Source organism: Bacillus sp. 2175 (assembly GCF_057812155.1).
The window spans coordinates 1,381,692-1,408,511 of record NZ_CM173819.1 but is presented as its reverse complement, the minus strand read 5'-3'; the positions used below and the strand labels follow the sequence as shown (position 1 = coordinate 1,408,511).

Here is a 26,820-nt window from a genome sequence, read left to right as displayed (position 1 = left end):
CTCCTATTTCAATGCCTTATAGTGATTTCGTCACTTTTACTCCAAAAAATCCATCTACATTTACAAGTTCACCATACGCCACTAATACATCATTTACATAAATACGAATCGGTTCATCAATATCCTCATCTAGTACAACTGCTTCATTTTCTTGTAAACTTAATATATCTTGAATCGTTTTCACTGTACTTCCAAATACAAATTTCACGTTCATTTCTACATTTTGTAGAATGGACGTGTCCATATATACTGGTTCCATTTGTTTTACTTCTTTAAATTCAATAGGTTGCACAACTGGTTCTACAATTTTTTCTTCTTCAATTTCTTCTGTGGCAATCTCTTCTTCTTCCACCATCGGATACAGAAGTCGCCTTACCATTTCTTTCGCTTCGGAAATTGGCAAAATTTGATACATCTTCGATTGAAGCAAATCGCCAATTTCAAGATTGAACGTAATTTGAACGAGTTCGTCCACTTCCATTGACTCTCCCAAATATTCCATTTCTTCTTTTAACGTTACAAATTTAACATTTGGCGGCGTCATGTCCATTTTTTCTTGAAACATTTCTGACATCGCCGTAGCAGCATGACCCATCATTTGGTTCATAATTTCTTTAATACCGCTCAGTTCTAATTCAGTAAGCTCTTTTTCTGGGTCAACTTCCCCTGTTCCCATCATCATTAAATCTACCATTGTTAAGGCAACATCTTTCGTAAATACAAATACATTCTCATTCTTTAGCCCTTCAACAAAGTCGACATTTAAAATAACAAATGGTACTGGTACTCCATCATAATGACGAACATTGATTGCTTCTACATTTGGTGTACTAATTGAAACTGGCTGATTTAAAAGTGTTGACAATACTGTTGAAGCGGAACCAATTGAAATATTTGCAATTTCACCAAGAACATCTTTCTCTTCTTGTGTTAAATGCTCTTTTTCAATTTTTTCTTCTACAATCTCAGTTTCCACTACTTCTGCTGGTTCGTCTGTTTCTTCTACTCCACCAGATAATTGCATTAATTTATTTACCATTTGTTTCGCATGCTCAACTGAAACAATTTGTACAAGTTTAGAGTTTACAAGATTATCTATCTTTAAATCAAACGATACTTTAACAATCGTATGATTCCCATCGATTTCAGAGATTTTCTCCATTTCTTCTGATAACTTTACAACTTTAATCGTCGGCGGAGACATATCTACTGTATCTTGGAAGAATTCGGACATAGATGTAGCTGCGAATCCCATCATTTGATTCATCGCTTCTTGTACAGCACTTAGCTCTAATTCACCAAGTTCTTTTCCGTCCTCGACTTCACCTGTTCCCATCATCATTAAATCAGCAATGGACAATGCAACATCTTGCTTAAGAACAAGAAGGTTTTCCATATCTAATCCTTTTGTAAAATGAATGTTTAATACAACATGTGGAACTTCGACATCTCTTGAATCATATAAATCTACCAACTCTATACGAGGAGCAGTAATGCTTACTTGCCTATTTAAAATTGTTGATAATACAGTCGAAGCTGAACCAAATGATATATTTGCAATTTCGCCAAGAATATCGCATTCTTGGGGCGTTAAATGCTCATTTTCTTTTTCTAGCACAATCGTGCTCGTATCCCCTTTTGTGTGTTGCTCAGGCATTTTCCCTGCCTCCTCATTTCTGTTTTTCTATCAAATAATATAAACTCTTATTTTATTTTAGCAAACTCATTAGTATAAAACGTTACTATGTATCCCATTATTAGATTCGTAACGATTAGCCAAAAAGCTCCCCAATTGTATACAAGTGGGGAGCTTTCCTTCATTCCTATTATAAACCTTCTGGGTTTAAAATGAGGACCACTCGTCCATCACCGAGAATCGTCGCACCAGAGAAATAGTTAGAACTCTCTGCAAAGAAGTCACCTAATGACTTTAAGACTATTTCTCTTTGACCGATAATTGTGTTTACAATAAGTCCATAGCTGCGATGTGTGTTACGAACAATTAACACAGGAACCATTTGACCATCATATGACGCAAACGCCTCATCTACTGTTTTTTCACCAAATACAGTACTTAAATGTTTCACTTCAATAATTTGATTACGATAATTTAATACATCTTTTCCTTGTAAGGATTGGATGTCTTCTCTCTTAATTCGAATTGCTTCAACGATATTTCCAAGAGGTAAAGCATAACGCTTATCATTCGTTTGAACAAGCATAGATTGAATAATAGATAACGTTAATGGAAGTTCAATTCTAAATGTACTTCCCTTTCCTTCCTCAGAATCAATAATTAAATGTCCACCTAAACTATGAATCGTATGTTTTACAACATCTAATCCGACACCGCGTCCTGAAAGATCTGATACAACTTCAGCTGTACTAAATCCCGGTTGGAAAATAAGATCAAACACTTCACGATCTGTTAATCTATTCGCATCTGCTTCAGTTACAACGCCATTTTTAATCGCTTTTTCTAATACTTTCCCTTTATTAATACCGTTTCCATCATCCGTAATTTGAATAACGACATGATTTCCACTATGAAAGGCTTCTAATTTAATCGTACCTGTCTCATTTTTACCTGCATCACGTCGTTTTTCAACAGTTTCAACACCGTGATCGATTGCATTTCGAATTAAATGAACGAGCGGATCACCGATTTCATCAATAACAATTTTATCTACTTCAGTATCTTCACCTGTAATTTGTAAATCGATTTTTTTCCCTAAATCTTTCGCTAACATACGTACCATACGCGGGAAACGATTGAACACAGTTTCAATCGGCACCATACGCATATTTAATAGTACATTTTGAATATCTTTTGAAATATCGCCTAATCGATTTAAATGTTCAATTAGCTCCTTGTTTTGAATCGTTTGAGCCAATTCATCAATGCGCCCACGTTCAATTACACTTTCTTCAAACATATTCATTAATCTTTCGATTTTCTCTAATTGAACACGAATTGAACGATTCTCCACTTTAGCATTTTTCGTTTTTGTAGTACTTTTAGCTGGCATAGCACTTGAAGGTTGATTCGTTGGCTCTATTGGTGATTCTACCTGCGTAGCCACAGCTGGTTGTAGCTTTCCTTCTACTTGCACAACTTCTTGTGTAACGACTTTTTTAGAAGCTACTTCCTTCGATATAGGTTCTCCTTGCTTTACTTCCACTTTCTCAATTTCAGAAACATGAAGTACTACTTGTTTCAATTCTTCTATACTACAATCAGTATCCATAAATACTGTAAATTCAAATCCGAAAGCATCTGCTTCAATTTCTTCAATACTCGGAGCTGTTTTTTGTATATTCCCTACATTTTGCAATGCTTCAATACACATAATAGCACGTACCGCTTTTAAAATTGCTTGCTGTTCAACTGTTATATGCACTTCATGCGAAACTGCATCATCCGTGTCTATATGATTTTGCTCTATATGTTCCGTAGGAGTTTCTACATTGCCGTTCAATAATGCTTCTAATTTCTGTTTAGTTGAGGCTACATCAATATTGCCCATTCCACCTTGTTGCACATCTGCAACCATCTTCTCCAAATTATCAATGCACTCAAAAATCACATCAATAATATCCGCATTTACAACTATATTTCCATGACGAATTTCATCTAACACATTTTCCATCTTATGCGTTAAATCAGCCATTTCCGTAAATTCCATGCTCGCAGACATACCTTTGAATGTATGAGCGGATCGGAATATTTCTCCTACAACATCCATATCAGCAGGATTTTGTTCTAACACTAGCACATTTTCATTTAGCGACTGTAAATGTTCTTCTGACTCTTCGAAAAATATATTTAATAGATCTGTTTGCATTTTTATCCCCTACCTGTCTAACAAACATTTCATTTATGTATAACAATTTAGTGTTTTACAATGAGAAAAAAGGGGGCCACACGTCGATCCGCTATCACTGTTTTGATTCCTTGTGGCACCCCTTCTATATTAACTATTTGCTACTTTTGTTAAAGCTTCAATTACACGATCCGCTTGGAATGGCTTTACAATAAAGTCTTTTGCCCCGCCCTTAATTGCATCTAATACCATACCTTGTTGTCCCATTGCAGAACAAATAACAACCTTTGCACTTGAATCAATTTTAATAATTTCTTTTAATGCTTCAAGCCCGTCCATTTCTGGCATAGTAATATCTAATGTTACAATATCAGGTTGAAGTTCTTTATACTTTTGAATTGCTTCTACCCCATTCTCTGCTTCGCCAATAACTTCAAATTCAGCATTACTTTTTAATAAGTTTTTAATCATCGTTCGCATAAACATCGCATCGTCTACTACTAAAATTTTATGTGCCATTCTTTTTAATTCTCTCCTTCTATGTATAAATATATCTTAATATTTCACCTTATCATTCTCACTCATTATACAAAATAAAATGATAAAATTTAATATTTTTTTAAAAGAATTTTCGTGTTTTTATTATTTTATTATTAAAATAATAATATACTACTCTTTTATATAAATAACAACGCGACGGTTTTTTTCCCAGTTTTGCGGTGAATCATTTGGTACAATTGGCTTTGTGTCTGCATATCCTACCGCAGCTAGCCTTTTATCGTCCACATTATACACTTCAATTAAATGGTGAATCATATTTGCCGCTCGTGCTGAAGATAACTCCCAATTAGAAGGGAATTTCTCGTTATGAATAGGTCTACTATCTGTATGTCCCTCTACAACAATTGGGTTAGGTACGGATTGAAAAAATCCAACTAATTGACTTATTATCCCTTTCGCTTCGGGCTTAACGTTCGCATCGCCTGTATCAAATATTAAATTATCTACTATAACGACGCTTACCCCTGTATCCTCTCGATATACATTCACTTGACTAATACCATTATTATCTACATATGCTTTTAACTTCTTATATAATTCATCCATTCTCTTTTTTGAAATCATTTTTTCATCATTTTTTTCATGTGAAATATCCGGTATTGTATTTTCCATTACTTTTGCATCTACTTGCCCCGTATCACTAAACTTTTCAAGCATCTTTGACAATTTTACTGCATCTTGCTTTGATGTAGCAACTAGTAATACAAAGAAAGTTAATAATAACATCGTTAAATCTGTAAAAGTCGTCATCCAACGAGGCGATCCCTTTTGCGGTCCTTTACTCATCATACCACTCCTTGAAATATTAGGCTGCTCCTTTTACCTTTTTTACCTTTGTTTCGTATACGTATGTATCCAGTTTCAACTTTAATTTAGAAGGGATTTGTCCACGATACAATTCTGAAATTGCTTCTATTACAAACTTCTTCTCTGTATATAAATCTTCAATACCACGATATACTTTTTCCGCAAGAGGGATTGCAATCATATTCGCAAGTACAGACCCATATAATGTCGTTAACATCGCAACTGCCATTCCTGTACCAATTTGCGATGTATCTTGTAAGTTTTGGAGCATAATGATAAGACCGATTAACGTACCAATCATTCCCCAAGCTGGAGCAAAATCACCAATTTTATCTAATAATGCTGCTCCTTTTCTTAACTCATACACTTCCGTTTCAATATCTTTCAATAACACTTCTTTTAATTCATCTTCATCGTAACCGCTTAACATTAATCGAATTCCTTTTTGAATAAAAGGATTGTCTACTTGCTCTCCATCTACCTCTAAAGAAAGCAAGCCGTTCTTTTTAGAATTTTTCGAAAAATCGACAAACAAATCCGTTAACTGTTCTAAATCTTCTTCTCTTCTATGTAAAACAGTAAAAATGCTTTTCGTATATTTTTTTATTTCTCCAAATCGATATGCCACAACAATTGTCGCTGTTGTTCCCCCTATGACAATTAAAATAGATGAAATATCTAAAAAGTTTTTGAAAGCTTTTATTCCACCGCCACCAAGCATAATTGCCGCTATCACTATAATGAAACCTACTATAATGCCCACTGGGCTAGAAATATCAAACTTCCTTTTTCTTCTTTGTGGTCTAGCTAATACTTGATTTTTCTCTCCCATATTTCTGCCCTTTCCTTTCCATTTTTATATAACATTTTTTTATTTTAATAATACGTTTTCACATATAACATGTATTATACGCTTATCATCTGTTTATCGCAATATACTCATAAAATTGACACATTTCATTTCTATATTAGAATTATGGTATGAATAAATGAGGAGGATCACGATGGAACACAACATTTTACAAGTCATTGCATTAGCAGAAAAACTAAAATATGAAATGCGACATAGCTGGCTTTCCAACGGACGTCAAGAAAGTGTTGCCGAACATACATGGCGGATGTCTCTAATGGCCATTTTAGTTGAACCTTATTTGGATCAAAAAGTAAGTATTGAGAAATTACTTAAAATGGTTATTATTCACGACCTAGTCGAAGCCGAAGCTGGTGATATTCCTGCTTTTGATACAATGAATAGTCACGAATTACAGCTACAAAAACAAAAAAATGAACTGGAGGCTATTTTAAATATTAAACAAACGTTAACAGGTTCTCTCGGCGAGGAATTATATGACTTATGGATGGAGTTTGAAGCGAAAGAAACGTACGAAGCAAAAGTTGCTAATGCACTCGATAAACTTGAGGTAAAAATTCAGCATAACGAAGCTGATATTGATACGTGGCTACCAATTGAACATAAAATGACGTTCCAAGTAGCAAAGCATACAAACTTTGATTCTTTCTTATCTAAATTACAAAAAATTATTGAACAAGATGGAGAAAAGAAGTTAATTGCTGCCGGCATTGATGTTGAGGCATGCAAGCAATAATGAAATAAGACACTCAACAAGAGTGTCTTATTTCATTATTGTTGATATAGCCTGCTTATAAATAAGCTGTTGTTTTCCATCCACTAAGATTAAAACTGTAAATTTATCCACTCCAACAACTTCTCCTATTATTCTAACGCCACTCTTTAAGAAAATTGTAACTGTACCTTTTTCTTCTTTTATTTGTTTATACAATTCTTCCTGTAAATGTTCCAATTACTGTCCTCTCCTTTCTGTGAAACATCTTAATATAAAAAACTATAAATTTTTTATTTATGCACTTTGTCTTTTATATTCATAAACTTATTAATAAGTATATCTAAATCACGACTAAATAACAAAACTTTATCATGATCCAATCCGTGTCTCGCAACAAGTTGAATTAACTCTTTCTTTTTGTTTTCTATTTTATTTTTTAATTGTCCCATCTCCATCTCTATACTAAAACTCCCTTTTCCCATAATATTACTTGTAAAATTATAGTACATATTCTCTCATAAAAAAATAAGAAAATGGTTTTTTTTACAATTTTTTATTTTTTATGCCTAAATTATGAATTACGTAAAGGTTTATTTACAAATCACTAACATGCAATCCTAATGAATCTACAGGCATTTGTCTAATTATAAATGAGACTGGCTCGTTTTCTATACAAAAAACATACTGTATATAGTAGTCCATGAACCATATAGATTAACTTACTAAAAAGGAGGAAAACATATGAGTTATGGTGGAAGTTGCGCTGGTTTCGGCGGTGGATTTGCTTTGCTTATCGTACTATTCATCCTTCTAATCATCATCGGATGTAGCTGTTGGGGTGGCGGCGGATACGGATATTAATATATCCTATCCTTGAAAAATGAACTAAAAACTATAGAAAAACAGCTCAAATATGAGCTGTTTTTTTCATACTTTCGTATGAATTTATATCCCTCTTATTTGCGATTTCAACTAGCAACATATTGTTTACTATGGAATAAGAAACATTTTTACTAAGGGGGATTACAATGATTAGAGGTCTTTACGAAGCACATTTACCTGTCCGCAACTTAAAAGTATCAATACCTTTTTATGAATCACTAGGGCTAAAATTATATAAAAGAGGAGATAATATTGCTTTCTTTTGGATTAAAGAAAATGAGAGTTGGCTCGGCCTTTGGGAAGGCACAGAATACAAAGTGAATTATCACCCCTCTTTACGACATATCGCCTTTCAAGTAAGTTTACATGATTTAGAAAATGCGATTCATTGGCTAAATCAAAAAGGAATTTCAGCACGAAAAGACTTTGGAATGGAACCAATTGAACCGATTGTTTTTCCGGAATTAGCACATGCAGCCGTATACTTTAACGACCCTGATGGAAATAGTTTAGAATTGATTGCACAATTACCTGTTGGACTTCCCACAGCGGAAAAAGTGTATTTAAGTGAGTGGAAAGAACAAATTCAAACATCGTCATTACATAAGGATTAATCTATTTATGTCAGTTTCTTATTCCACACTTCTTAAAACAAATAAAAACTTCAATAAACTATTTTATGGGCAAACATTAAGTGTACTTGGGGATTGGTTCCATACGGTAGCTTTATTAACATTTGTCTACAGCATAACGGAATCGCCGTTTATGATCGCACTTACTTTTATAAGTAAAAGTTTACCACAGCTTCTTCTTAGTCCATTCATAGGCGGAATTGTAGATCGTTTCTCTAAAAAGAATATTATGATTTTTACCGATATTACACGGGGAATTCTAGTCCTTACATACTTACTCGCAGGCTATAAAATTGAGATTATTTTCATTGCTAATATATGTTTATCTGTACTTTCTTGTTTATTTGAACCGGCTAAACAAGCAACCCTAAAAAATATCGTACACCAAAATCATTTCGTAACTGCTAACTCTCTTTCTAGTACAATTAATGGTTTTATGTCTATTATGGGGGCTTCTTTGGGCGGAGTAATTGCACAATCTTTACATATTGAGTTCGCTTTTTTAGTAAATAGCCTATCATACTTTATTTCAGCCTATTTTATTTATAACATGAGTATTCCTGCTCATGATACTTGTAACAAGAAGAAAGCATTTTTCACTGATATAAAAGGTGGTTATACATACATATTACAAACAAAAATCATTTTAACATTAATTCTTGTCGGCATTTCATGGGGGATTATTGGAGGTGCTTATCAACTACTTCTAACGATCTATGCCGAAAAAATTTTCCATACGAACATTGGGATTTTATATACGGTTCAAGGGGCTGGGCTTATGATAGGAAGCCTTCTCGTTAATCTTTATATATCCCATAATAAAGAAAAAATGAAAAAAGTATTCGGTTGGGCCTACTTATTACAAGGAACTTTCTTTCTCGGATTCATTCTATCCGATCAACTTATTATCGGTATCATTACTTTATTCTGTATGCGCATAGCAGGAGGAATCATCGTTCCACTTGATACGACATTACTTCAAACTTACACACACGAAAATATGATAGGTAAAGTTTTTTCATTCCATTATTCCATTTACGGATCTCTTATTCAGTTATCGATGTTTTTTACAGGAGGGCTGTTAGAAATTCTTTCTCCTCAAATGATTGGCTGTTTATTAGCTACATGCTGTATTTTTGTAAGTTTTATATGGCTGTTCTTGTTTTATCGCGGGGATCTCAGTGAATAATTTAATGATAATCAATACATTTTGATCCCATTCATTATTTGTTTCCCCATAATAAAATTGTTTAAAAATACAAGTCAGATTTTTTAGTTAAAGAGCCTTATATGGCAACACTATTTGAGAAAAAACTAGATATTTATGTTAAAATACAAATAAGTTTGTGAAACATTGCACTTAAATAATAGACTTTAACTAGTTAAACTTGATTAAATAGGAGGGCTGTTTTGGGTATCACATTCTTTTTCATATGTATTATATTAGTGGCTTCTATTCTGCAAGCAAGTACAGGTTTTGGCTTTTCCATAATGGCAACCCCTTTCTTACTTATGTTATTTCTACCACAAGAAGCTATACAAATAAACATTATTTTATCTTTAATTATCTCCATTTCACTCATTTGGAAAATAAGAATGGACGTTGATTTTGTTCTACTGAAAAGGTTTATTTTTGGAAGTATAGTTGGTGTTCCTTTTGGCATTTTAATTTTCATTTCCGTTAACATAAACACTTTTAAATTAGCAGTTAGCATCCTACTCTTACTATTAACATTGTTGCTAATATGCAACGTTAAGGTTAAATCAACACAATCTAGAGATTTCATAGCTGGCGGATTATCTGGTCTTTTAACGACAAGTATCGGTATGCCAGGTCCACCCCTGTTACTTTATTTTACAGGAACTAATACTGAAAAAGAGAAGTTAAGAGCAACTACATTAGCTTTTTATCTGTTTATATATTTCATTAGTCTAGTAACTCAAATACTCTTTACTGGCACAAACAAAACCATTTGGGAATCAAGTTTTTATGCCATTCCAATTGTATTTTTAGGTTTGTTTATAGGTCAAATTATTTTTAAATGGCTTAATCAACGGATTTTTAAAATATTTACGTACATTCTTTTAAGTTGTACAGGGGGTTATCTTCTTATTGAAAGTTTGAACTTGTTATAGAAGATGCTTTAGATCGTGCAATAACAGATATGTTCAAACGAAATTATTGCTGTATTTTCCGGCGGGGTATTCCATATCAAAACTTAAATAACTTTATTGACAGTTTACAATTAGCAATAATCTTTCTTTCATAAGGAAAATATTTCAAATCAAATACTAAATAAAACGATAAAAAGCGGCTATTATGCCGCTTTTACTTACTATTGGCATTTCATTCTCATTTTCTATCACTTTTGTAAAAAATTATTAATTTTTATTTCTATGTACATGATAACAAACAAAATACCTAAGTTCAGAAAGAATAAACAACTTTCTGGCCTTAGGTATTTCTCCTTCTCAAAAAGGCAAACCTGCATCACAGGTTTGCCTCTTTACTCACTTCTTATTTAATCCTTTTTCACTTAAAAACTCTTTCATATGCATTCTTTTTTCTTTAGACATAAACGAACTCATTGATTCCGTCCATGTTACGTTTTTCTTGTTTGATGATCTTTCTTTATAATACGCGTTCATCGTTTCATCATATTCGTTTAGTAATTCATCATATTTTTGTTCATCATATCCATTTTCATGAAGAACTGCTGCTACTGGTAAACGTGGTTTAACTCCATGTTCTTCATCTGGTACACCGACTGTCATTCCGAATACAGGATATACTTTATCCGGTAAATGAAGCAGTTCACTCACTTCTCTCGGATTATTACGAATACCACCAATATAACAAATACCGTATCCTAACGATTCTGCTGCTAGTGCTAAGTTTTGCGCAAAAAGTGAAGCATCTACCGTCGCAACGATAAAGTCTTCTACTCCCTCATGCTTTATCTCTGTACTATGTTTTTCACATGCAATTTCAAGTCGTTTTAAATCTGCACAACAAACAAAAAATGCTGCACAGTCCTTCACATGGCGATTTCCGGATAGCTCTGCTAGTTTAGCCTTTAATTCCTGATCTGTTACATATATAACAGAATACGCCTGTACAAAATGTGATGAAGCTGCATGTTGCGCAGCATGCACCATCTTTTCTACTACATCTTTCGGAATTGATTCTTCTTTATATTTACGAACTGAAACATGTTGCTCCATCTTATGTATGATCTCATTCATGAAAATCACTCCTTTTTTCTCTTCATAATGAAAAATTAACATATCTTTTTCAATTTTCACAACTTATAAGCACAAAAAGAGCAATTCTTTTTGAATTGCCCTTTTTTAAAACGTTTATCGATACGGTAAATGAAATTATAATTATCTTATTACGCCGTTTTCAAAACTTTAATACCTTTTACGATATTCCAAATGAAGTAGTAAATTCCTACAAGAATGAACACTGCATATGTGATAGCCATTCCAATTCCAGCACCGTCAGATTGATTGAAACCTAAACCGTACATGCCTGATACTGCTAGTCCTCCAAATAAGATTGCGTATGGGAAAACATGTGACCAAAATGCTTTTTTCGCGTGATACTTCACTTCATCTTCTGCAACAAAGTACACGATAATTGGTAGTAAAAATGGTGCAAAAAAGATACTAAAGTAACATAACGAAGATAAAATATTATTTCCTTTCATCCGATTCACCTCTAAATAGTTTTTGTTACCTTCATTATGTCAGGAAATCATTCTAGAAACTATCGCTTTACCTTTCACGAACGTGACATATTTGTAAGATTTTCCTCAAACTAAATCCCGCCTGAGTTTCAGACGGGATCACTTTCACTATATTCGATTCATAAACCAATACTGTGTAATTGCTAAATATTCTCGTACATTCGATGGAATGATGATTGGTTTCGGTGTTTTTGCCGGAAGACCTTCTAATTGTAAACCTTGTTTGGCCGCTATTTTTTTCGCTCTAAACATGTGAAAATCGTTTGTTACGATCATACCTTTTTTCATATCGGCTGGAATTAACGGTTTTGAGAATGTAATATTCTCATCTGTACTCGTAGATTTGTCCTCCATTATAATGCGGTCTTCTGCGATATTTTGTTTTATTAGTCCTTGTTTCATTGCTAATGCTTCTGAAATGTCTTCGCCTTTTCCTTGTCCTCCAGATACGATAGCGATTGTTTTCTCATGTGATTTTAAATATTCAGCTGCTTTATCAATACGATATTGCAATGAATAAGATGGTTTCGTCCCATTTACTTTCGATCCTAGTACAATTATGTAATCAGCATCGTATGTTGCATTCATATGCCCATGCTTATAAATGTGATATTGTAAAAACCCCGCATACACGGCGCAAATCATTATAACAACTAAAATGCCCTTCATTATTTTCTTCTTTCTCATATTCATATACTCCTATTTTCTTTTACTTCCTTCATGATAATATCCATTTATTTGTTTGTATACAGACAAATTCCAATAAACCCTAATTTATCCTCTGAAAGGTAATATTTATATTACTTTCGGGAATAGTAAGTACAACTTTACACGAAGGAGTGTCTCTATTGCTTCTCTTTTTATGTAACGTGTCGTTCTTTTTCATCTTATTTTTGCTATCGCTTAAGTTACTCGGTAAATCCGCGTTAGCGCAACTAACTCCTCATGATTTTGGGGCTATAATTTTTTTATCTTATTTAGCTTTCCAGGCCATACCCGTCTCTGGTGCTTTACAAGCATTTCTCGGTATGGTTGTTATCACATGTTTACATTTACTCCTTACAAAATTAAGCCTATTCAACAAACTAAATCGTTTTATTCTCGGACACCCTATCATTTTAATTAAACATGGTGATATTATTTTTGAGAACTTACAAAAAAGTAGATACCCCATTGCAGAACTGCTTTCTAATCTTCGCGTTGCAGGATATCCAAGTGTTCATGAAATTGAATACGCTATTTTAGAAGCGAACGGCGCTATTAGTATTTTACCAAAAAGAGAACTTGTACCATTAACTCCAAAAGATTTAAACATAGATGTTAAGTATGCTGGATTACCAATTGCACTTATCGTCGATTCACAAATTCAATATGATAACTTAAAGTTAATACATAAAGATGAAAAATGGTTATATAAAGAATTAAAAGAAAAAGGAATTACAAATATTAAAAACGTTGCCTTTGCTTCTGTTCAAGAAACGGATGGATCTTTTGCTATTAGTTTAAAGGAATAAGAAAATCCCCTTAATTGCTTAAGGGGATTTTTTATCATATCGCTTCTTTCTCTCCTGCCATATTTAATGGAACAGGATGTTTCATACGATTCATCGTAAATACGATAATCGCTGTCATTACTTCTGCAACTGGCATAACGAGCCAAATTCCATTTATACCAAATAGTTTCGGCATAATCCATAACAATGGAATAATAAATAGTAATCCTCGGCTCATTATAATAAGTACTGATTTCTTCGTTTGTCGCACTGATTGGAAGTACTCTCCATACACAATGTTATAACCTAAAAATACGTATTGGATAAAGAATAAACTAATACCTGTTAAGGTTAACTCCAATAATTCTGGAGATTGAACATCAAATAAACCAATGATATATTTCCCGAAGAATAATCCGACAATTATCGCAACGCCTCCAAGGACAACTGCAATTTTCACAGCAAACTTCAATCCTTCACGAAGTCTCTCTGATAAATTTGCCCCGTAATGGAAACTAGCAATTGGCTGTAATGCTGCTCCAACACCAAAGAATAATAGTAATGTCATTGCATGAATACTATTCACCATCGCATAGGAAGCTACTCCTACTTCTCCTGCATATTGGACAAATGCGATATTAAAACCAATCGTTACGATTGCAACCGTACTTTCTGCTGTAAAACTTGGGAAACCAATCACCATAATTTGTTTGACAGTATCCCATTCAAAATGAAATTTCGTCCACTTTAAAATACTACTTTTTCTAAAGAAATGGGTTAATAATACAAGGAAACCAATCGCTGCCGAAAGAATAGTCGCTGAGGCAGCACCTGTTACGCCCCATCCAAAGATAAAAATAAAGATATAGTCAAACACTATATTTAATACAGCCGTTACAACAAGACCAGCCATTGCTAAATTAGGATTTCCATCATTTCGTATAAATGTACTTAAAATATTTTCTAAAACGTATATCATTCCAAATGTTAATAATACGTGTAAATAGTCTAACGCATATGGTAGAATCACTTCGTTTGCACCAAATAAGTATGCTAAATCTTCTATTCTCCATAAGCAAATCGCTGCTAAAATCCCTACGATAACAACTGCTACCGTCATTGATTGAGTAAAAATAGACCTTGCTCTTTCTCGTTTATTTTCACCTAATGCAATGGAGTATAACGTTGCCCCGCCCATTCCGATCCATAATGAAATAGAGAAGAAAATCGAAAAGGCTGGAATAGCCACGTTCACTCCTGCTAAACCGTTCGCCCCAACTCCTCTACTAATCATAACCGCGTCAATTACAATATTCACTGACATTAATACCATTCCAAGAACTGCTGGTATTAAATAAGAAATAAATAAGCTTTTAATTGGTTTTTCTCTTAATTTTTCTGTTGCTTCCATACTCTAATATGCTCCTTTTTTTCAACTCTCTTTTCTTAGTTTAAACCTTCAAGTAACTTTAAGGTCAATAGAGAATTAAAAAATAGGTGACTTAATTATCGCGTTTGATGCTCATTTGTAATTATACGAGCCCTATAACTTATTGCTTTGTTTTTTCATTATAGGAATTTGAATTTCTGTTACTTGCTCCTCAGGATCTTCTGTTACAGACCAATCAATTAATGCAATCTCAATTGCATCTCCACTTATTTCGTATCCTTCTTGATCAATATATTTCATTAGCTTCTTATATGTTTCATCAGTTTCTTCATATGGCCCATGATGATATACACAGGCAAACATACCTTCTTTAATTTCATCTGAACTCTGTACTTCAAAAGGCATATAATCCAAAAGAATAAATACACTGCTATATGCTTGAAACTCATTTTGCATTAACCCTTTTTTCGCAACAGTTACACCAATATCTCCAGAAAATAAGCTATCATCCATTTGCCTCATATTTTTTTGCAACGAATGAATGTAGTACTCAAACATATCATCCGTCGTATTCGGGGCAACCGCAATAGCTGTTATTTTTCGCTGCGGGATCTCTTTTATTACCATTTGTTCAGCTTTTGCTTTTGTTGCTTCCTTAATTAAATGAATTCTATGCTCCATTTTCGCTAAAGCATACTCAATTTCTCTTTGTTTCTTCAGCATCATCTCTTGTTGTTTTTCCAGTAAATTGAGTGCGTATGCTGGATTTCTTTCATCAATATATTTTTTAATTTCCTTTAATGGAATGTTTAATTGGCGTAAAAACTTAATCGTATCTAATAGTGAAAATTGATCGATTGTATAATAACGATAATTCGTTTGAGGATCAACAATGGACGGATGAAAAATTCCTTTTTCATCATAATACCTTAATGTAGATTCTGCGATATTATGCATTTTTGCCATTTCTCCAATTGTAAAACGTTTATTTAATAACATCTTTTATTTCCTTCCATTTCTATTTATTTCATTATATGTTCATTTTGTCTTCAAAACAAAAAAGAATTCCCATACGAGAATTCTTTTTTTACTATTAAACCTCTATTATTATAGGAAGAATCATCGGCTTTCGTTTTGTATTTGTATATATATACTTCCCTAACGCTTCTCTTACCTCCCTTTTCAAAATACCCCAGCTATTCACATTCTCTTTCTTTAAATTATTAATTGTAATAACAGCTAATTTATTTAATTCTCTTAAAAATTCTTCTGAATCACGAACATAGACAAATCCACGAGAAATAATATCAGGACCTGAAATTATTTCTCCATCCACTTTATTAAAAGTAATAACTATAACGAGCATTCCATCTTCTGAAAGTTGTTTACGATCACGTAATAATGCATTTCCAACATCTCCAATTCCTAATCCATCTACATATATATTTCCTGCCTGTATTCTTCTAGATTGAATTGCCACTTCATTACTAATATCTACAACATCTCCATTACGTACGATAAAGATATTTTCCTTTTCAATACCAATTGATTCTGCTAACAAACTATGGTGATGTAGCATTCTAAACTCTCCATGAATTGGGATAAAATATTTAGGTTTCATTAAAGTGAGCATTAATTTCAATTCTTCTTGATACGCATGACCAGATACATGGACTCCAGTAGAACTACCTGATCCATAAATTACTTTTGCTCCTAAAGCAAATAGATTATCTATAATTCTTGAAACGTTACGTTCATTTCCTGGAATCGGAGTCGCAGCTATAATAACCGTATCTTCTGGTAAAACATCAACTTGTCTATAGTTTCCACTCGCTAAACGCGCTAAAGCTGCCATCGGTTCTCCTTGACTTCCTGTACAAAGTATCGCTACCTGCTTTGGATCTAAACGATTTATCTCACTCGCTTCAATCAACATGCCGTCTGGAATATGTAAATACCCTTTCTCTAGAGCAACTTCTACTACATTTACCATACTTCTCCCGAGCAAAGCCAATTTTCGATTTGTTTTTATGCAAGCTTCAACTATTTGCTGAACACGATTCACATTAGAAGCAAATGTAGAAATAATTACTTTTCTATTTGCTTTCATAAATATTTCCTCTACCCGTTCTCCTACTGACCTTTCTGATGGAGTAAAACCTGGGCGTTCTGCATTTGTGCTTTCAGATAATAAAGCTAGTACACCTTCACTTCCTATTTTAGCCATTTTATGAATATCAGGATGTTGATTATTTACTGGTGTTAAATCAAATTTAAAATCACCTGTATGTACTACAGTACCTTCTGGTGTATGAAAAACAATACCGAGACAATCCGGAATACTGTGGTTCGTTTTAAAAAAGGTTGCCTTAATAGAACCACAATCAATTTCTGATTCTGAATGAATAACGATTAATTCCGTATCATTTTGAAGATTGTGTTCCTTTAATTTAATTTCAATTAAACCTAACGTTAACTTTGTTGCATAGATTGGTACATTTAGTTGTTTTAAAAAATATGGTATTCCGCCAATATGGTCCTCATGCCCGTGCGTTACTACTAAACCGCGAATTTTTTCTTTATTTTCTTGCAAATATGTGACGTCTGGAATTATTAAATCAATCCCTAATAAACTTTCATCTGGAAATTTAGATCCACAATCAATGACGACAATATCATTTTCATATTGGATAGCATACATATTTTTTCCTATTTCATTTACTCCACCTAAAGCAACAATAGACAAGTTATTTTTTAATGAATTCAAATGATAAAACCTCCTTTTCACATTTATAATTCGTGAAATAGCATTTAGGCTTTATTATTTGTAATGAAAAAGGACTTCATACTATTTCATACATATAAAAATTCACACACTATTCTTATATGTATATCTCTAATAACACCGTCTCTCTCTAAAAAAGCTCCCATTTTTTCATTGATTTTTTGCAAAATATATTATATATTAATTACAGGTTCAAATTACAAGTTCAAAAGAACTCGTAATCAGACCCTTTTGTTTAATGGGTTTTACATATTTTCATTAGGCAAATTCCGAGAAATCGTATGATAAAACTAAAAATGATGAGGAGAGGATCAGATGGAATTCGAATTTTTCTTTCAAATTGCACTTATTTTATTAAGTACAAAGCTTGCTGGTGATCTTAGTGTTAGATTAGGTCAACCTTCTGTACTAGGTAAATTAATTGTCGGTATCGTTATCGGTCCAGCTGTATTAGGTTGGATTGAAAATTCAGAGCTTCTAACTCAATTAAGTAATGTCGGGGTTATTCTTCTAATGTTTATGGCTGGACTTGAAACAGACTTAGAAGAATTAAACGCCAATCGTAATTCTTCTTTAGCAGTTGCACTCGGAGGTATTATTCTTCCATTCGTAGGTGGTTACGTTTCCGGCCTTGTTATGGGAATGGAACAAGGAAACGCTGTATTCTTAGGATTACTTCTATGTGCGACAAGTGTTAGTATTTCCGTACAAACACTTCGTGATTTAGGTAAAATGAAAACACGTGAAAGTACGACGATGCTTGGAGCCGCTGTATTTGATGATATTCTTGTTGTTATTTTATTAGCATTCGCAATGAGCTTCTTAGGCACTGATGATGTTAACTTAACAATGATTATCTTGAAGAAAGTAGTATTCTTCGCTTCTATTATTTTAATTGGATGGAAAGGTGTTCCAGCAATTATGCGTTGGTTGTCACCACTGCGCGTATCTGAGTCTATCGTGAGCGCAGCTCTTATCATCTGTTTCTCATTCGCATATTTCGGCGAACTATTAGGAATTGCTGGTATTATCGGTGCTTTCGCTGCTGGTATTGCAATTTCTCAAACAAACTACAAACATGAAGTAGAAAAGAAAGTAGAACCAATTGCTTACGCTATGTTCGTTCCAGTATTCTTCGTTAGTATCGGTATGAATATTACATTTGACGGTATTGGCAATCAAATTTGGTTCATCTTAGCATTAACAGTAATCGCTGTATTAACGAAACTAATTGGTTGTGGTGTTGGTGCACGCATGACTGGATTTGATGCTAAGTCTTCTGCAATTATCGGTTCTGGTATGGTTTCTCGTGGTGAAGTTGCACTTATCATTGCAGGAACAGGACTTTCTTCAGGTCTATTGGCACAAGATTACTTTACAGCAATCGTTATTGTCGTTATTTTAACTACAATGATTACACCACCAATGTTAAAATACACTTTTGGTGCAAAAGATAAAGCAATGAAAGCAAGCAAGTAAGTAAGTAAGTAAATTTACTATAAGAATAAGAAAAGGAGATTACTATCTTACAAGATAGTAATCTCCTTTTTCATTTTATCTTTAAACAATTCCATTCGTTTTTAACCAGTTTTCAAAAATAGTTCGTGCTTCTTCATCATCGATGTCATTACTAAATGAATATACTTTAATACCATAGTCATCTATATATTCACCTAGCTTCATTTTCTCCACTTTTTGTAAAAATCGTCTACCTCATAGTGCGGAAGATAAGCATCCCAAACTGGTTCATTTATTCTTTTGTACGCCGTCACTTCTAAATCATATCCGTCTTCATAATATCCGATATGATAATGTTTGTTAGGATCATATTTCTCCATTAAAAGTCCCCTCCTACTAAAAAACAAAAGCGAGCCTTATATTACAGCTCGCTCCTCTCTCTATTTATTAAATACGTTCCATCGCCGTCTTCAAAGTTCCAACAACAAAGGCAATTTCTTCACTTGAAATAATAAGCGGCGGCGCTAATGTTAAAACGTTATTATATCCTGCTGTCGTCATACCGTTTCGTCCTATAATAAGCCCTTTTTCTTTACAAGCATTTACGACACTTGCGATTTTGTCGTTATCAATTGGCTCTTTCGTCTCTTTATCATTTACTAATTCAATTCCAACTAATAGACCTTTTCCTCTAATATCCCCAACAAGCGGATGTTCCCCAATTTCATCTTTTAGTTGCTCTAATAAAAGGGAACCCATTTGCGCAGATCGCTCAATTAAATTTTCATTTTCCATAATCTCTAAGTTTTTAAGGGCTAATGCACAAGCTGCTGGATTTCCACCAAATGTATTAATATGTCGGAAGAATTCATACTCTCCCTTCCCTTTAAATGCTTCATATATTTCTTTTTTCACAGCTGTTGCAGATAATGGTAAATATGCGCTCGTAATCCCTTTTGCCATCGTAATAATATCTGGCTTCACATCATAATTCATAAATCCAAATGCTTTTCCTGTACGTCCGAAACCGCAAATTACTTCATCACTAATAAGCAAGGCACCGTGTTTTTGACACGTCTCATGAACAGCTTTCATATAGTCTTGTGGTGGCATTAATATGCCCCCGCCTGTAATAATTGGTTCCATAATAAAAGCGGCAATTGTTTCACTTAATTCCCACGTCATAACACGATCGACTTCTTTCACACATTCTACATCATAAATATGCTGCCCTTCAATTTCAGGCATACGGTAACAATCCGGTGGTGTTACGTGTAAAAAGCCTGAAGCAAACGGTTCATATTGATATCTACGCTGCGCTTGTCCCGTCGCTGCCATTGTCGCCATTGTATTCCCGTGATACCCACGATAACGTGACATAAATTTATAACGATGTGGTTCACCTTTTTGCGCATAATATTGCCTTGCTATTTTAAAAGCTGTTTCGTTCGCTTCTGAACCACTATTTGAGAAGAAAATAACATACTCTCCCCCAAGCCACTCATTTAATTTTTCAGCAAGCTTTATAGCTGGTTCATGAGATTGTGACATTGGAAAGTATGATAATGTTTGTAATTGCTTATAAGCCGCTTCTGCGAGCTCCTTTCTTCCATATCCACTATTCACACACCAAAGACCACTCATACCATCTAAATATCTTTTTCCTTGTATATCTTCAACCCAGCACCCTTCAGCTTTTGCCCCTACCATTGTACTATTTGGACTAAAGGGACGCATTCCGTGCCAAACATATTGCTCATCTTTTGCTAATAATTCATCAGTTTGCTTCGTTTTCATCATTACTTCCACCTTCCATAACAACTTATTTTTCACAAAAGCTGCGCTGGTGCCATGATGACTTAAATTTCTCCCTGCTATTTTCATTCCACAAAATTAAGACAAATCCTACTTACAAATCAGTAATATTTACAAGAAAATGACAAAAGAAAAAAGAGCTTTTCTTATCTATCGAAAAGCTCCTCTTTTATTTAATGTGAAGACGCATCACTAATACCGTGACCAGTATTAGATTTCACAAGAATTTCATCAAATTTCGCTGCATCTTCTTTCTTACTAGATAAAACAGTTCCTAAATATGCTGCAAGAAATCCGAGCGGAATTGAAATAATTCCTGGTGTCGTATATGGGAATATCGCTTCCCCAACAAAAATAGCTTTTCCAGCTACAGGGTTCCAAACATTCGGACTCAACGCTACGAGAACAATTGCTGATACGAGCCCTACGATCATACCTGAAATAGCACCCGTTGTATTAAAACGCTTCCAATATATTGTAAATAAAATCACTGGTAGATTTGCACTCGCTGCAACTGCAAATGCTAATGATACTAAAAATGCTACGTTTAATGTTTGGGCAAATAATGCAAGTATGATAGATAATATCGCTACTCCAATAGATGCATACCGAGCCATAGATACTTGCTCTTTTTCCGATGATTTCCCTTTGCGAATGATCTCATTATAAAAATCATGAGCGAATGCTGATGCTGCCGTTAATACGAGACCTGCCACTACAGCCAAAATTGTTGCAAAAGCAATTGCTGATACGAAAGCAAATAAGAAGTCTCCACCTAACGCTTTGGCTAATAAAGGTGCTGCCATATTACCCGCTGGGTTCGCTTTAATAATCGCTTCATTTCCTACAAACGCTGCCGCACCAAATCCTAAGAAAATCGTCATAATATAAAATGCACCAATTAACCATGTCGCATATACGACAGATTGACGTGCAGTTTTTGCATCACGTACTGTAAAAAAGCGGACAAGTATATGTGGTAATCCAGCTGTACCAAGTACTAGTCCTAAATTTAAAGAAAGTGTATCAAGGCCATCCTTATACTTTACACCTGGATTTAAAAATGAATCTTTTAATGGTGTAGCTGTTTTCATTTGGGCAAACATTTCAGTCACGCTGAAGTTGAATTTTGCGAAAACGATAACAGAAATAATAAACGTACCGGCCATAAGTAATACAGCCTTTACAATTTGTACCCAGCTCGTTGCTGTCATACCACCAAAAATAACATACACCGTCATAAGTGTTCCAACGATTAATACAGATGTCGTATATTCAATCCCTAATAATAATTTAATAAGTGCACCCGCGCCAACTAATTGTGCAATCATATAAAAGATAGAAATCGTCATCGTATTAAGAGCTGCAACTCCGCGAACTTTTTTCGCGTCAAAGCGTGCTGCAATCATATCCGCCAAAGTGTACTTTCCTAAATTTCTAAGCGGTTCTGCAACAAGATATAGTACAACTAAATAAGCAACTAAAAAACCGATACTATAAAAGAATCCATCAAACCCAGTTAATGCGATTGCTCCAGCTATACCGAGAAATGAAGCAGCAGACATGTAATCTCCAGCAATGGCCAAACCATTTTGCCAACCAGTTAATCCCCCTCCAGCCGTATAAAATTCACTCGCATTTTTCGTTTTTTTCGATGCAAAATAGGTTATGACGAGCGTACCAAGAACAATAATTAAAAATAGTGCAAATGCAGTAGTATTCAAGTTCAGCCCCTCCCTTTTTGCATATCTTGCAAAATTTTTCGGGAGATTTCATCAAATGATTCTGCTTTTTTGCTATAAATCATACATAGTGCCCATGTCATAATAAATTGGGAAAAAGCAAATACCCACGCCCATGTAACGTCTCCAAATGCAGGTGTATTAAGCACCTTTGAATACGATGTTAGAATAGGTAATGCGATAAAAAAACTAAAAAAGAAAATACTCATTGGAATGATAAACTTCTTTTTCGTATTTAATAACAATTGAAATTCTTCCGACTGAACGACCTCTGTATAATTCACCTCATTTTGCAACTTACGTGCTGACGTATCGTCTCGTTTCATTAACCGATCCCCTCTCTTACTTAAAATACACTTCCCCCTTGCATACCTAAAGACTAAATTTTATAAATATTCAGAAACTTATATTCATTTTAGACAATCCATGCATTCATGCAAAGATTTTTTGATAGACATTTTTCGGCAATTTCCCCTAAATTTTTAATATACTTTTTCAAAATAAAGTGACACCTTACTTATTTATCCTCATTAAGACAAAAGCAGTGCTTAACGCACTACTTTTGTCTTTTTTTCCTTTTCTAAATTACGAGCCGTTTCGCTTAACTCAACATCTTTTCCATCTTTAAGTGTTCCAAATATAAAATCGAATACTGGATTTGAAACACCAAACCAAAACTTTTCGTTTTTATAATGATGTAATATATGTTGTTTTTTTAGCCATCTTCCAAACTTAGTGACGGGACGAATCGGTCTATGAGCAATATAATGTTTCCATTCGTAAACGAGCAGCATAATAATCATTCCGATTCCAAATGAAAGTGCAATAGTAACACTTTTTGTAATACCATATGCTATAAGTAAATATATAGTAAAACTAGGTATACTAAACCATACAGGTAAAAACAAAAGTTTTAAATCATCTGGATATACGTGGTGATCATAATGCAATCTTCTTAACATTTTTAATAGAAATGTGTTTTTAGGTGGCTTTATATGGAATAAAAAACGATGTGTCATATATTCATTAAGTGTATAGAAAACAATCCCAAACATACATGCTAACATGCCAAACCACGTAAAAAATTGCATTTTTAAAATAATAATGCAAATAAATAGAATGCTATACATAATAACAATATCATGTTGTAAAAAGAACTCTTTCCCCACTTTCTTCATCTTGTTTCCCCCTTTTTCAAAAAAACAGCCGCAACATATCGTTACGACTATTTCTTTTCTATTCTTATTCTATTCACTTTACAAATTTGCCTGCTGTTCTATTGCCGAGAAAAAATTGTTTGATCCAAATATATTTTGCTTCGGAATAATATGTTCCACTGCAAACACTGTTACTTCTCCTCTTTGCACTTCTCCAATAATGAGCCCAAATATTTCATGATTTACTGCAAACGTCGGTTGCTTTGTTTGTAACAATCTTGCAGCATTATGAAATACCGCTTCATATAGTGGATTTCTATCAGTAATTTCTTTTCGGATTTTTGGCGCTAACGTAATTATAATTTCTTTTCCGTCAATAGTGGTTCGATACATAAAAATCTCCCCTTCAATCTTATGTGAACAACTGTAAAGCTTTGTATGCAAAATGTATAGAGTAACCTACTAAAATAATACCTGCTCCGGCTGTTATGTAGCCAAGCGCTTTTGGTTTTAATAAAGTTCTTCCAAAATGTACAGAAAAAGCAATATTTAAATTCCATAAAATAATACCAACAATAATGCAAAGACTGTACAAAAAAGCTTCTTGTTTCGTTACCTTCGTAAGTAATGAGCTAAGTGTACTTCCGTATATACCAAACCAAAAAACAAGATTTAATGGATTGGATATCGCAATTAAAAATCCTGCCATAAACGATTGCTTAAGGCCACCTACCTCTTCTTTTTTATATTCCATATTCGATTCGAAAATTCCTTGTTTTACACTTTGAAATCCTAAATAAAATAACAAGAAAAAACCCGTGCAATACATGAAGGCTTGTACATATGTATACATAAACACAGAAGATAAACCGAAATAAATGAGAAGCATAAATAAAACATCTGCAGTCATTCCACCAATTCCAACAACCCAAGCGTGCCAAAAACCACGTTCAATTCCTCGTTTTAACATTTCAATATTAATCGGCCCTACTGGCGCAGCTAATGATATACCTAATACGATTTGCTGTATAATTGCTCCAAACATCGCTCTATCCTTTCTACTCTCTTTATTACTAGTTAATGATATAATTTGAAAAAATAGACTAGCTTTCGTAATAAAATACCCTTTTTTATCCAAAATATACAAAAGAGCCATCCAGATGATGGCTCTTATTTTTCTATCCTATGAAGAAAAGGACATTTCCCTTTTATTAGCTCTACATCGTCTCCTATGAAATATTGTTTCCATTCACGATGCTCTGGGTCACCGTAATGACTAATGTTAGGATGTTTCGGCAATTGATCCCACTTTTCAACTCGCTCACGGACCATTTGTCTTGAATATGCTCCTTTAGGACGATCTCCCTCTAATCCATCAAAAATAGTGCGTGGCTGAAACCCAATAACGAGAGAATTCCCTAAATGTCTAGTTTTTCGTTGTTTATAAGCTGGCGCATTTCCAAATGCAAATATTGGCTCACCACCAAATGAAAATTCCCATAAATAATGATCTGGATCTTCAGGAATTTGCTTTGGCCATGCTTGATTATCGTTTTCATGTAAATACTGTAGCACTTTCCAAAAGGAATCACGGTAATATTCGAGTGATTGTTCTTCACATTCCGGTTCTACAAAAAGGAAAAAGCCCCTTCTTACAATCGGCCTCTCTTTCATTAACTCTAAAAAAGATAACATTGTATGTGGCAAATGACTCCAATCATTATGAGAAAGAAATGAATAGCGAAGTTCATTCTTTTTCAAAGCTGTTAAACCGAAATAACATGGAAAAGTTGGTTCTAACACGACACTTGAAAAAATCTCAAATTCTTTTGCAACCCAATCCGGTATGTCGGTTCTCGTTCTCATTTCTTCATTATCTAATAAGTAAGACTTATTCATTCTTTCACCTCATTATGTATAGCATTCAATTAAGAATATTACATACTCGGCCTGTCCTATACCTATTTAAAAATTCGACTGAAAAATTATTTAAAAATACAAAAAATAAAATCGCTTACTTGACTAAATTCTCCCAATTCGTGTATATTTAAATTAATCATTTAGCAGAATATTCAAGAATATAGCATTTTTAGTTTATATTATTTTTCAAATGAATTTCACTAAATGAAAATAGTAAACGCTTTTAGGAGGAATTATAACATGCAAGGAAAAGTAAAATGGTTTAACAACGAAAAAGGTTTTGGATTTATCGAAATGGAAGGCGCTGACGATGTATTCGTACATTTCTCTGCTATTCAAGGAGATGGCTACAAAGCTTTAGAAGAAGGTCAAGAAGTATCTTTCGACATTACTGAAGGTAACCGTGGACCTCAAGCTGCTAACGTAGTAAAACTTTAATCCAACATATAACAGGAGGTTACCTTACTTGGTAACCTCCTTTATTATTCCTTTGTATATTTCCGTTTTACAGAGCAAAAACTATGTGAAATGCGCAATATACAAAGGAGGCAGTAACAATGGGATCAGAAGTAAATGATTTTGAAGAAGTAAAATTCCGTGTAGAAACAGCACAAAAGATGGTAGGTTCTGCAACAATTTCAATGGATCCAGACACATTAGAGCATGCCACTACTGCAGTAGAAGCAGCTCGCTCACAGCTTGAAATTATGAAATCTGTTGCAGTAGATTTAGATGAACCATTTTTAATGAACGAGGAAAAGAAACTAAGCAAATGCGAGCAGCAATTAAACGAAGCAAAGCACTAAAAAACATCCAGAGAATTTTCTCTGGATGTTTTTTTATGACAACTGTTCTCCATACTTTTTCAATGTTTCTCCAACTGTACATTGTCTTATACAAAATGAATGAGCATAATACTTACTATTTGTCTTTCGATTATGTTCTCGCAAGAAACATCCTTCACAGTATGTTTCTAATAAGTCATTTACCTCTGTAATGAGTTGCTTTTTATCCAC

30 protein-coding genes and 1 pseudogene are annotated in these 26,820 nt (G+C 33.8%); 9 read left to right on the top strand and 22 right to left on the bottom strand.

The genetic code is table 11. The features are described from left to right. Positions 1-16: 16 nt before the first annotated feature. The 5 genes from ACXKY9_RS07615 to ACXKY9_RS07595 form a co-directional block, all read right to left on the bottom strand. On the bottom strand, positions 17-1,657 hold the full coding sequence (locus ACXKY9_RS07615) for a flagellar motor switch protein (RefSeq protein WP_001115009.1): 1,641 nt from the start codon (positions 1,655-1,657) through the stop codon (positions 17-19). 169 nt (positions 1,658-1,826) lie between these two features. Continuing rightward, positions 1,827-3,845: a chemotaxis protein CheA gene (locus tag ACXKY9_RS07610; protein WP_001192613.1), complete on the bottom strand. Its 2,019-nt coding sequence runs from the start codon at positions 3,843-3,845 to the stop codon at positions 1,827-1,829. Between the two features lie 129 nt (positions 3,846-3,974). After that, positions 3,975-4,343: a response regulator gene (locus tag ACXKY9_RS07605; RefSeq protein ID WP_000940568.1), complete on the bottom strand. Its 369-nt coding sequence runs from the start codon at positions 4,341-4,343 to the stop codon at positions 3,975-3,977. A 150-nt stretch (positions 4,344-4,493) separates the two neighbouring features. Then, positions 4,494-5,171: an OmpA family protein gene (locus ACXKY9_RS07600; protein ID WP_000033627.1), complete on the bottom strand. Its 678-nt coding sequence runs from the start codon at positions 5,169-5,171 to the stop codon at positions 4,494-4,496. A gap of 19 nt (positions 5,172-5,190) precedes the next feature. Beyond that, the gene (locus ACXKY9_RS07595) at positions 5,191-6,024 is read right to left on the bottom strand and encodes a flagellar motor protein MotP (RefSeq protein ID WP_000504187.1); all 834 of its coding nucleotides are present in this window, start codon (positions 6,022-6,024) and stop codon (positions 5,191-5,193) included. Between the two features lie 172 nt (positions 6,025-6,196). Here ACXKY9_RS07595 and ACXKY9_RS07590 point away from each other — a divergent pair, with 172 nt between their 5' ends. Continuing rightward, positions 6,197-6,799: an HD domain-containing protein gene (locus ACXKY9_RS07590; protein WP_000400780.1), complete on the top strand. Its 603-nt coding sequence runs from the start codon at positions 6,197-6,199 to the stop codon at positions 6,797-6,799. 27 nt (positions 6,800-6,826) lie between these two features. On the opposite strand, the gene hfq is transcribed toward ACXKY9_RS07590, so the two are convergent. Together hfq and ACXKY9_RS07580 are read right to left on the bottom strand one after the other, a co-directional pair. Further along, the gene (gene hfq, locus ACXKY9_RS07585; protein WP_000400664.1) at positions 6,827-7,015 is read right to left on the bottom strand and encodes an RNA chaperone Hfq; all 189 of its coding nucleotides are present in this window, start codon (positions 7,013-7,015) and stop codon (positions 6,827-6,829) included. A gap of 53 nt (positions 7,016-7,068) precedes the next feature. Next, positions 7,069-7,287: an aspartyl-phosphate phosphatase Spo0E family protein gene (locus ACXKY9_RS07580; protein ID WP_000291688.1), complete on the bottom strand. Its 219-nt coding sequence runs from the start codon at positions 7,285-7,287 to the stop codon at positions 7,069-7,071. Between the two features lie 232 nt (positions 7,288-7,519). On the opposite strand from ACXKY9_RS07580, the gene ACXKY9_RS07575 reads away from it, so the two are divergent. From ACXKY9_RS07575 to ACXKY9_RS07560, 4 genes are all read left to right on the top strand, one after another. Beyond that, positions 7,520-7,639: a YjcZ family sporulation protein gene (locus ACXKY9_RS07575; RefSeq protein WP_000120179.1), complete on the top strand. Its 120-nt coding sequence runs from the start codon at positions 7,520-7,522 to the stop codon at positions 7,637-7,639. Between the two features lie 167 nt (positions 7,640-7,806). Beyond that, a complete protein-coding gene (locus ACXKY9_RS07570) occupies positions 7,807-8,274 on the top strand; it encodes a VOC family protein (protein WP_000617953.1) in 468 nt (155 codons plus the stop codon). 7 nt (positions 8,275-8,281) lie between these two features. Next, positions 8,282-9,481 (top strand): MFS transporter, encoded by a 1,200-nt coding sequence (locus ACXKY9_RS07565; protein ID WP_000117064.1) that lies wholly within the window; start codon positions 8,282-8,284, stop codon positions 9,479-9,481. 221 nt (positions 9,482-9,702) lie between these two features. Further along, positions 9,703-10,428, top strand: a complete 726-nt coding sequence (locus tag ACXKY9_RS07560) for a sulfite exporter TauE/SafE family protein (RefSeq protein ID WP_000513079.1) — start codon at positions 9,703-9,705, stop codon at positions 10,426-10,428. Positions 10,429-10,803: 375 nt separating this feature from the next. Here ACXKY9_RS07560 and nfsA read toward each other — a convergent pair whose 3' ends face one another. The 3 genes from nfsA to ACXKY9_RS07545 all read right to left on the bottom strand — a co-directional run bounded on the left by nfsA (position 10,804) and on the right by ACXKY9_RS07545 (position 12,731). Further along, complete coding sequence (nfsA, locus tag ACXKY9_RS07555) at positions 10,804-11,538, bottom strand: oxygen-insensitive NADPH nitroreductase (protein ID WP_001002392.1); 735 nt, start codon at positions 11,536-11,538, stop codon at positions 10,804-10,806. 149 nt (positions 11,539-11,687) lie between these two features. Continuing rightward, positions 11,688-12,005, bottom strand: a complete 318-nt coding sequence (locus ACXKY9_RS07550; protein WP_000678055.1) for a magnetosome magnetite crystal formation protein family — start codon at positions 12,003-12,005, stop codon at positions 11,688-11,690. Between the two features lie 147 nt (positions 12,006-12,152). Next, positions 12,153-12,731 carry a YdcF family protein gene (locus tag ACXKY9_RS07545; protein WP_001227676.1) on the bottom strand — a complete coding sequence of 193 codons (579 nt, stop codon included), beginning with the start codon at positions 12,729-12,731 and terminating at the stop codon, positions 12,153-12,155. A 161-nt stretch (positions 12,732-12,892) separates the two neighbouring features. Here ACXKY9_RS07545 and ACXKY9_RS07540 point away from each other — a divergent pair, with 161 nt between their 5' ends. Next, positions 12,893-13,558: a DUF421 domain-containing protein gene (locus ACXKY9_RS07540; RefSeq protein WP_000923922.1), complete on the top strand. Its 666-nt coding sequence runs from the start codon at positions 12,893-12,895 to the stop codon at positions 13,556-13,558. Positions 13,559-13,592: 34 nt separating this feature from the next. Here ACXKY9_RS07540 and ACXKY9_RS07535 read toward each other — a convergent pair whose 3' ends face one another. From ACXKY9_RS07535 to ACXKY9_RS07525, 3 genes are all read right to left on the bottom strand, one after another. Further along, complete coding sequence (locus ACXKY9_RS07535) at positions 13,593-14,948, bottom strand: MATE family efflux transporter (RefSeq protein ID WP_000388390.1); 1,356 nt, start codon at positions 14,946-14,948, stop codon at positions 13,593-13,595. Between the two features lie 132 nt (positions 14,949-15,080). Continuing rightward, entirely contained in the window at positions 15,081-15,926 is an 846-nt protein-coding gene (locus ACXKY9_RS07530; RefSeq protein ID WP_000925910.1) for a MerR family transcriptional regulator, read from the bottom strand. Between the two features lie 94 nt (positions 15,927-16,020). Beyond that, entirely contained in the window at positions 16,021-17,694 is a 1,674-nt protein-coding gene (locus ACXKY9_RS07525; RefSeq protein ID WP_001086703.1) for a ribonuclease J, read from the bottom strand. A 333-nt stretch (positions 17,695-18,027) separates the two neighbouring features. Between ACXKY9_RS07525 and ACXKY9_RS07520 the strand changes: the two genes are divergently transcribed. After that, entirely contained in the window at positions 18,028-19,191 is a 1,164-nt protein-coding gene (locus tag ACXKY9_RS07520; RefSeq protein WP_000393892.1) for a cation:proton antiporter, read from the top strand. A gap of 81 nt (positions 19,192-19,272) precedes the next feature. On the opposite strand, the pseudogene ACXKY9_RS07515 reads toward ACXKY9_RS07520, so the two are convergent. The 8 genes and pseudogenes from ACXKY9_RS07515 to ACXKY9_RS07480 all read right to left on the bottom strand — a co-directional run bounded on the left by ACXKY9_RS07515 (position 19,273) and on the right by ACXKY9_RS07480 (position 25,783). After that, positions 19,273-19,550, bottom strand: a pseudogene (locus ACXKY9_RS07515) (DUF3986 family protein). Positions 19,551-19,617: 67 nt separating this feature from the next. Beyond that, positions 19,618-20,967 carry an aspartate aminotransferase family protein gene (locus ACXKY9_RS07510; protein ID WP_000850959.1) on the bottom strand — a complete coding sequence of 450 codons (1,350 nt, stop codon included), beginning with the start codon at positions 20,965-20,967 and terminating at the stop codon, positions 19,618-19,620. Between the two features lie 191 nt (positions 20,968-21,158). Next, on the bottom strand, positions 21,159-22,709 hold the full coding sequence (locus tag ACXKY9_RS07505; protein ID WP_001098233.1) for a solute symporter family protein: 1,551 nt from the start codon (positions 22,707-22,709) through the stop codon (positions 21,159-21,161). 2 nt (positions 22,710-22,711) lie between these two features. Further along, the gene (locus tag ACXKY9_RS07500) at positions 22,712-23,053 is read right to left on the bottom strand and encodes a DUF485 domain-containing protein (RefSeq protein ID WP_000817366.1); all 342 of its coding nucleotides are present in this window, start codon (positions 23,051-23,053) and stop codon (positions 22,712-22,714) included. Between the two features lie 222 nt (positions 23,054-23,275). Then, positions 23,276-23,905 (bottom strand): sterol desaturase family protein, encoded by a 630-nt coding sequence (locus ACXKY9_RS07495; protein ID WP_000755391.1) that lies wholly within the window; start codon positions 23,903-23,905, stop codon positions 23,276-23,278. Positions 23,906-23,983: 78 nt separating this feature from the next. Beyond that, a complete protein-coding gene (locus ACXKY9_RS07490; protein WP_000286362.1) occupies positions 23,984-24,277 on the bottom strand; it encodes a hypothetical protein in 294 nt (97 codons plus the stop codon). A 19-nt stretch (positions 24,278-24,296) separates the two neighbouring features. Continuing rightward, positions 24,297-25,040, bottom strand: a complete 744-nt coding sequence (locus tag ACXKY9_RS07485) for a LysE family transporter (protein ID WP_001196846.1) — start codon at positions 25,038-25,040, stop codon at positions 24,297-24,299. A gap of 14 nt (positions 25,041-25,054) precedes the next feature. Further along, complete coding sequence (locus tag ACXKY9_RS07480; protein WP_001043750.1) at positions 25,055-25,783, bottom strand: YqcI/YcgG family protein; 729 nt, start codon at positions 25,781-25,783, stop codon at positions 25,055-25,057. A gap of 261 nt (positions 25,784-26,044) precedes the next feature. Between ACXKY9_RS07480 and cspB the strand changes: the two genes are divergently transcribed. After that, positions 26,045-26,242 carry a cold shock-like protein CspB gene (gene cspB, locus ACXKY9_RS07475; RefSeq protein ID WP_001161731.1) on the top strand — a complete coding sequence of 66 codons (198 nt, stop codon included), beginning with the start codon at positions 26,045-26,047 and terminating at the stop codon, positions 26,240-26,242. Positions 26,243-26,361: 119 nt separating this feature from the next. Next, positions 26,362-26,610: a DUF2564 family protein gene (locus ACXKY9_RS07470; RefSeq protein WP_000534400.1), complete on the top strand. Its 249-nt coding sequence runs from the start codon at positions 26,362-26,364 to the stop codon at positions 26,608-26,610. Positions 26,611-26,643: 33 nt separating this feature from the next. Here the strand turns inward: ACXKY9_RS07470 and ACXKY9_RS07465 are convergent, their stop codons facing one another. Next, positions 26,644-26,820 carry a zinc-finger domain-containing protein gene (locus tag ACXKY9_RS07465; protein WP_000358801.1) on the bottom strand — a complete coding sequence of 59 codons (177 nt, stop codon included), beginning with the start codon at positions 26,818-26,820 and terminating at the stop codon, positions 26,644-26,646.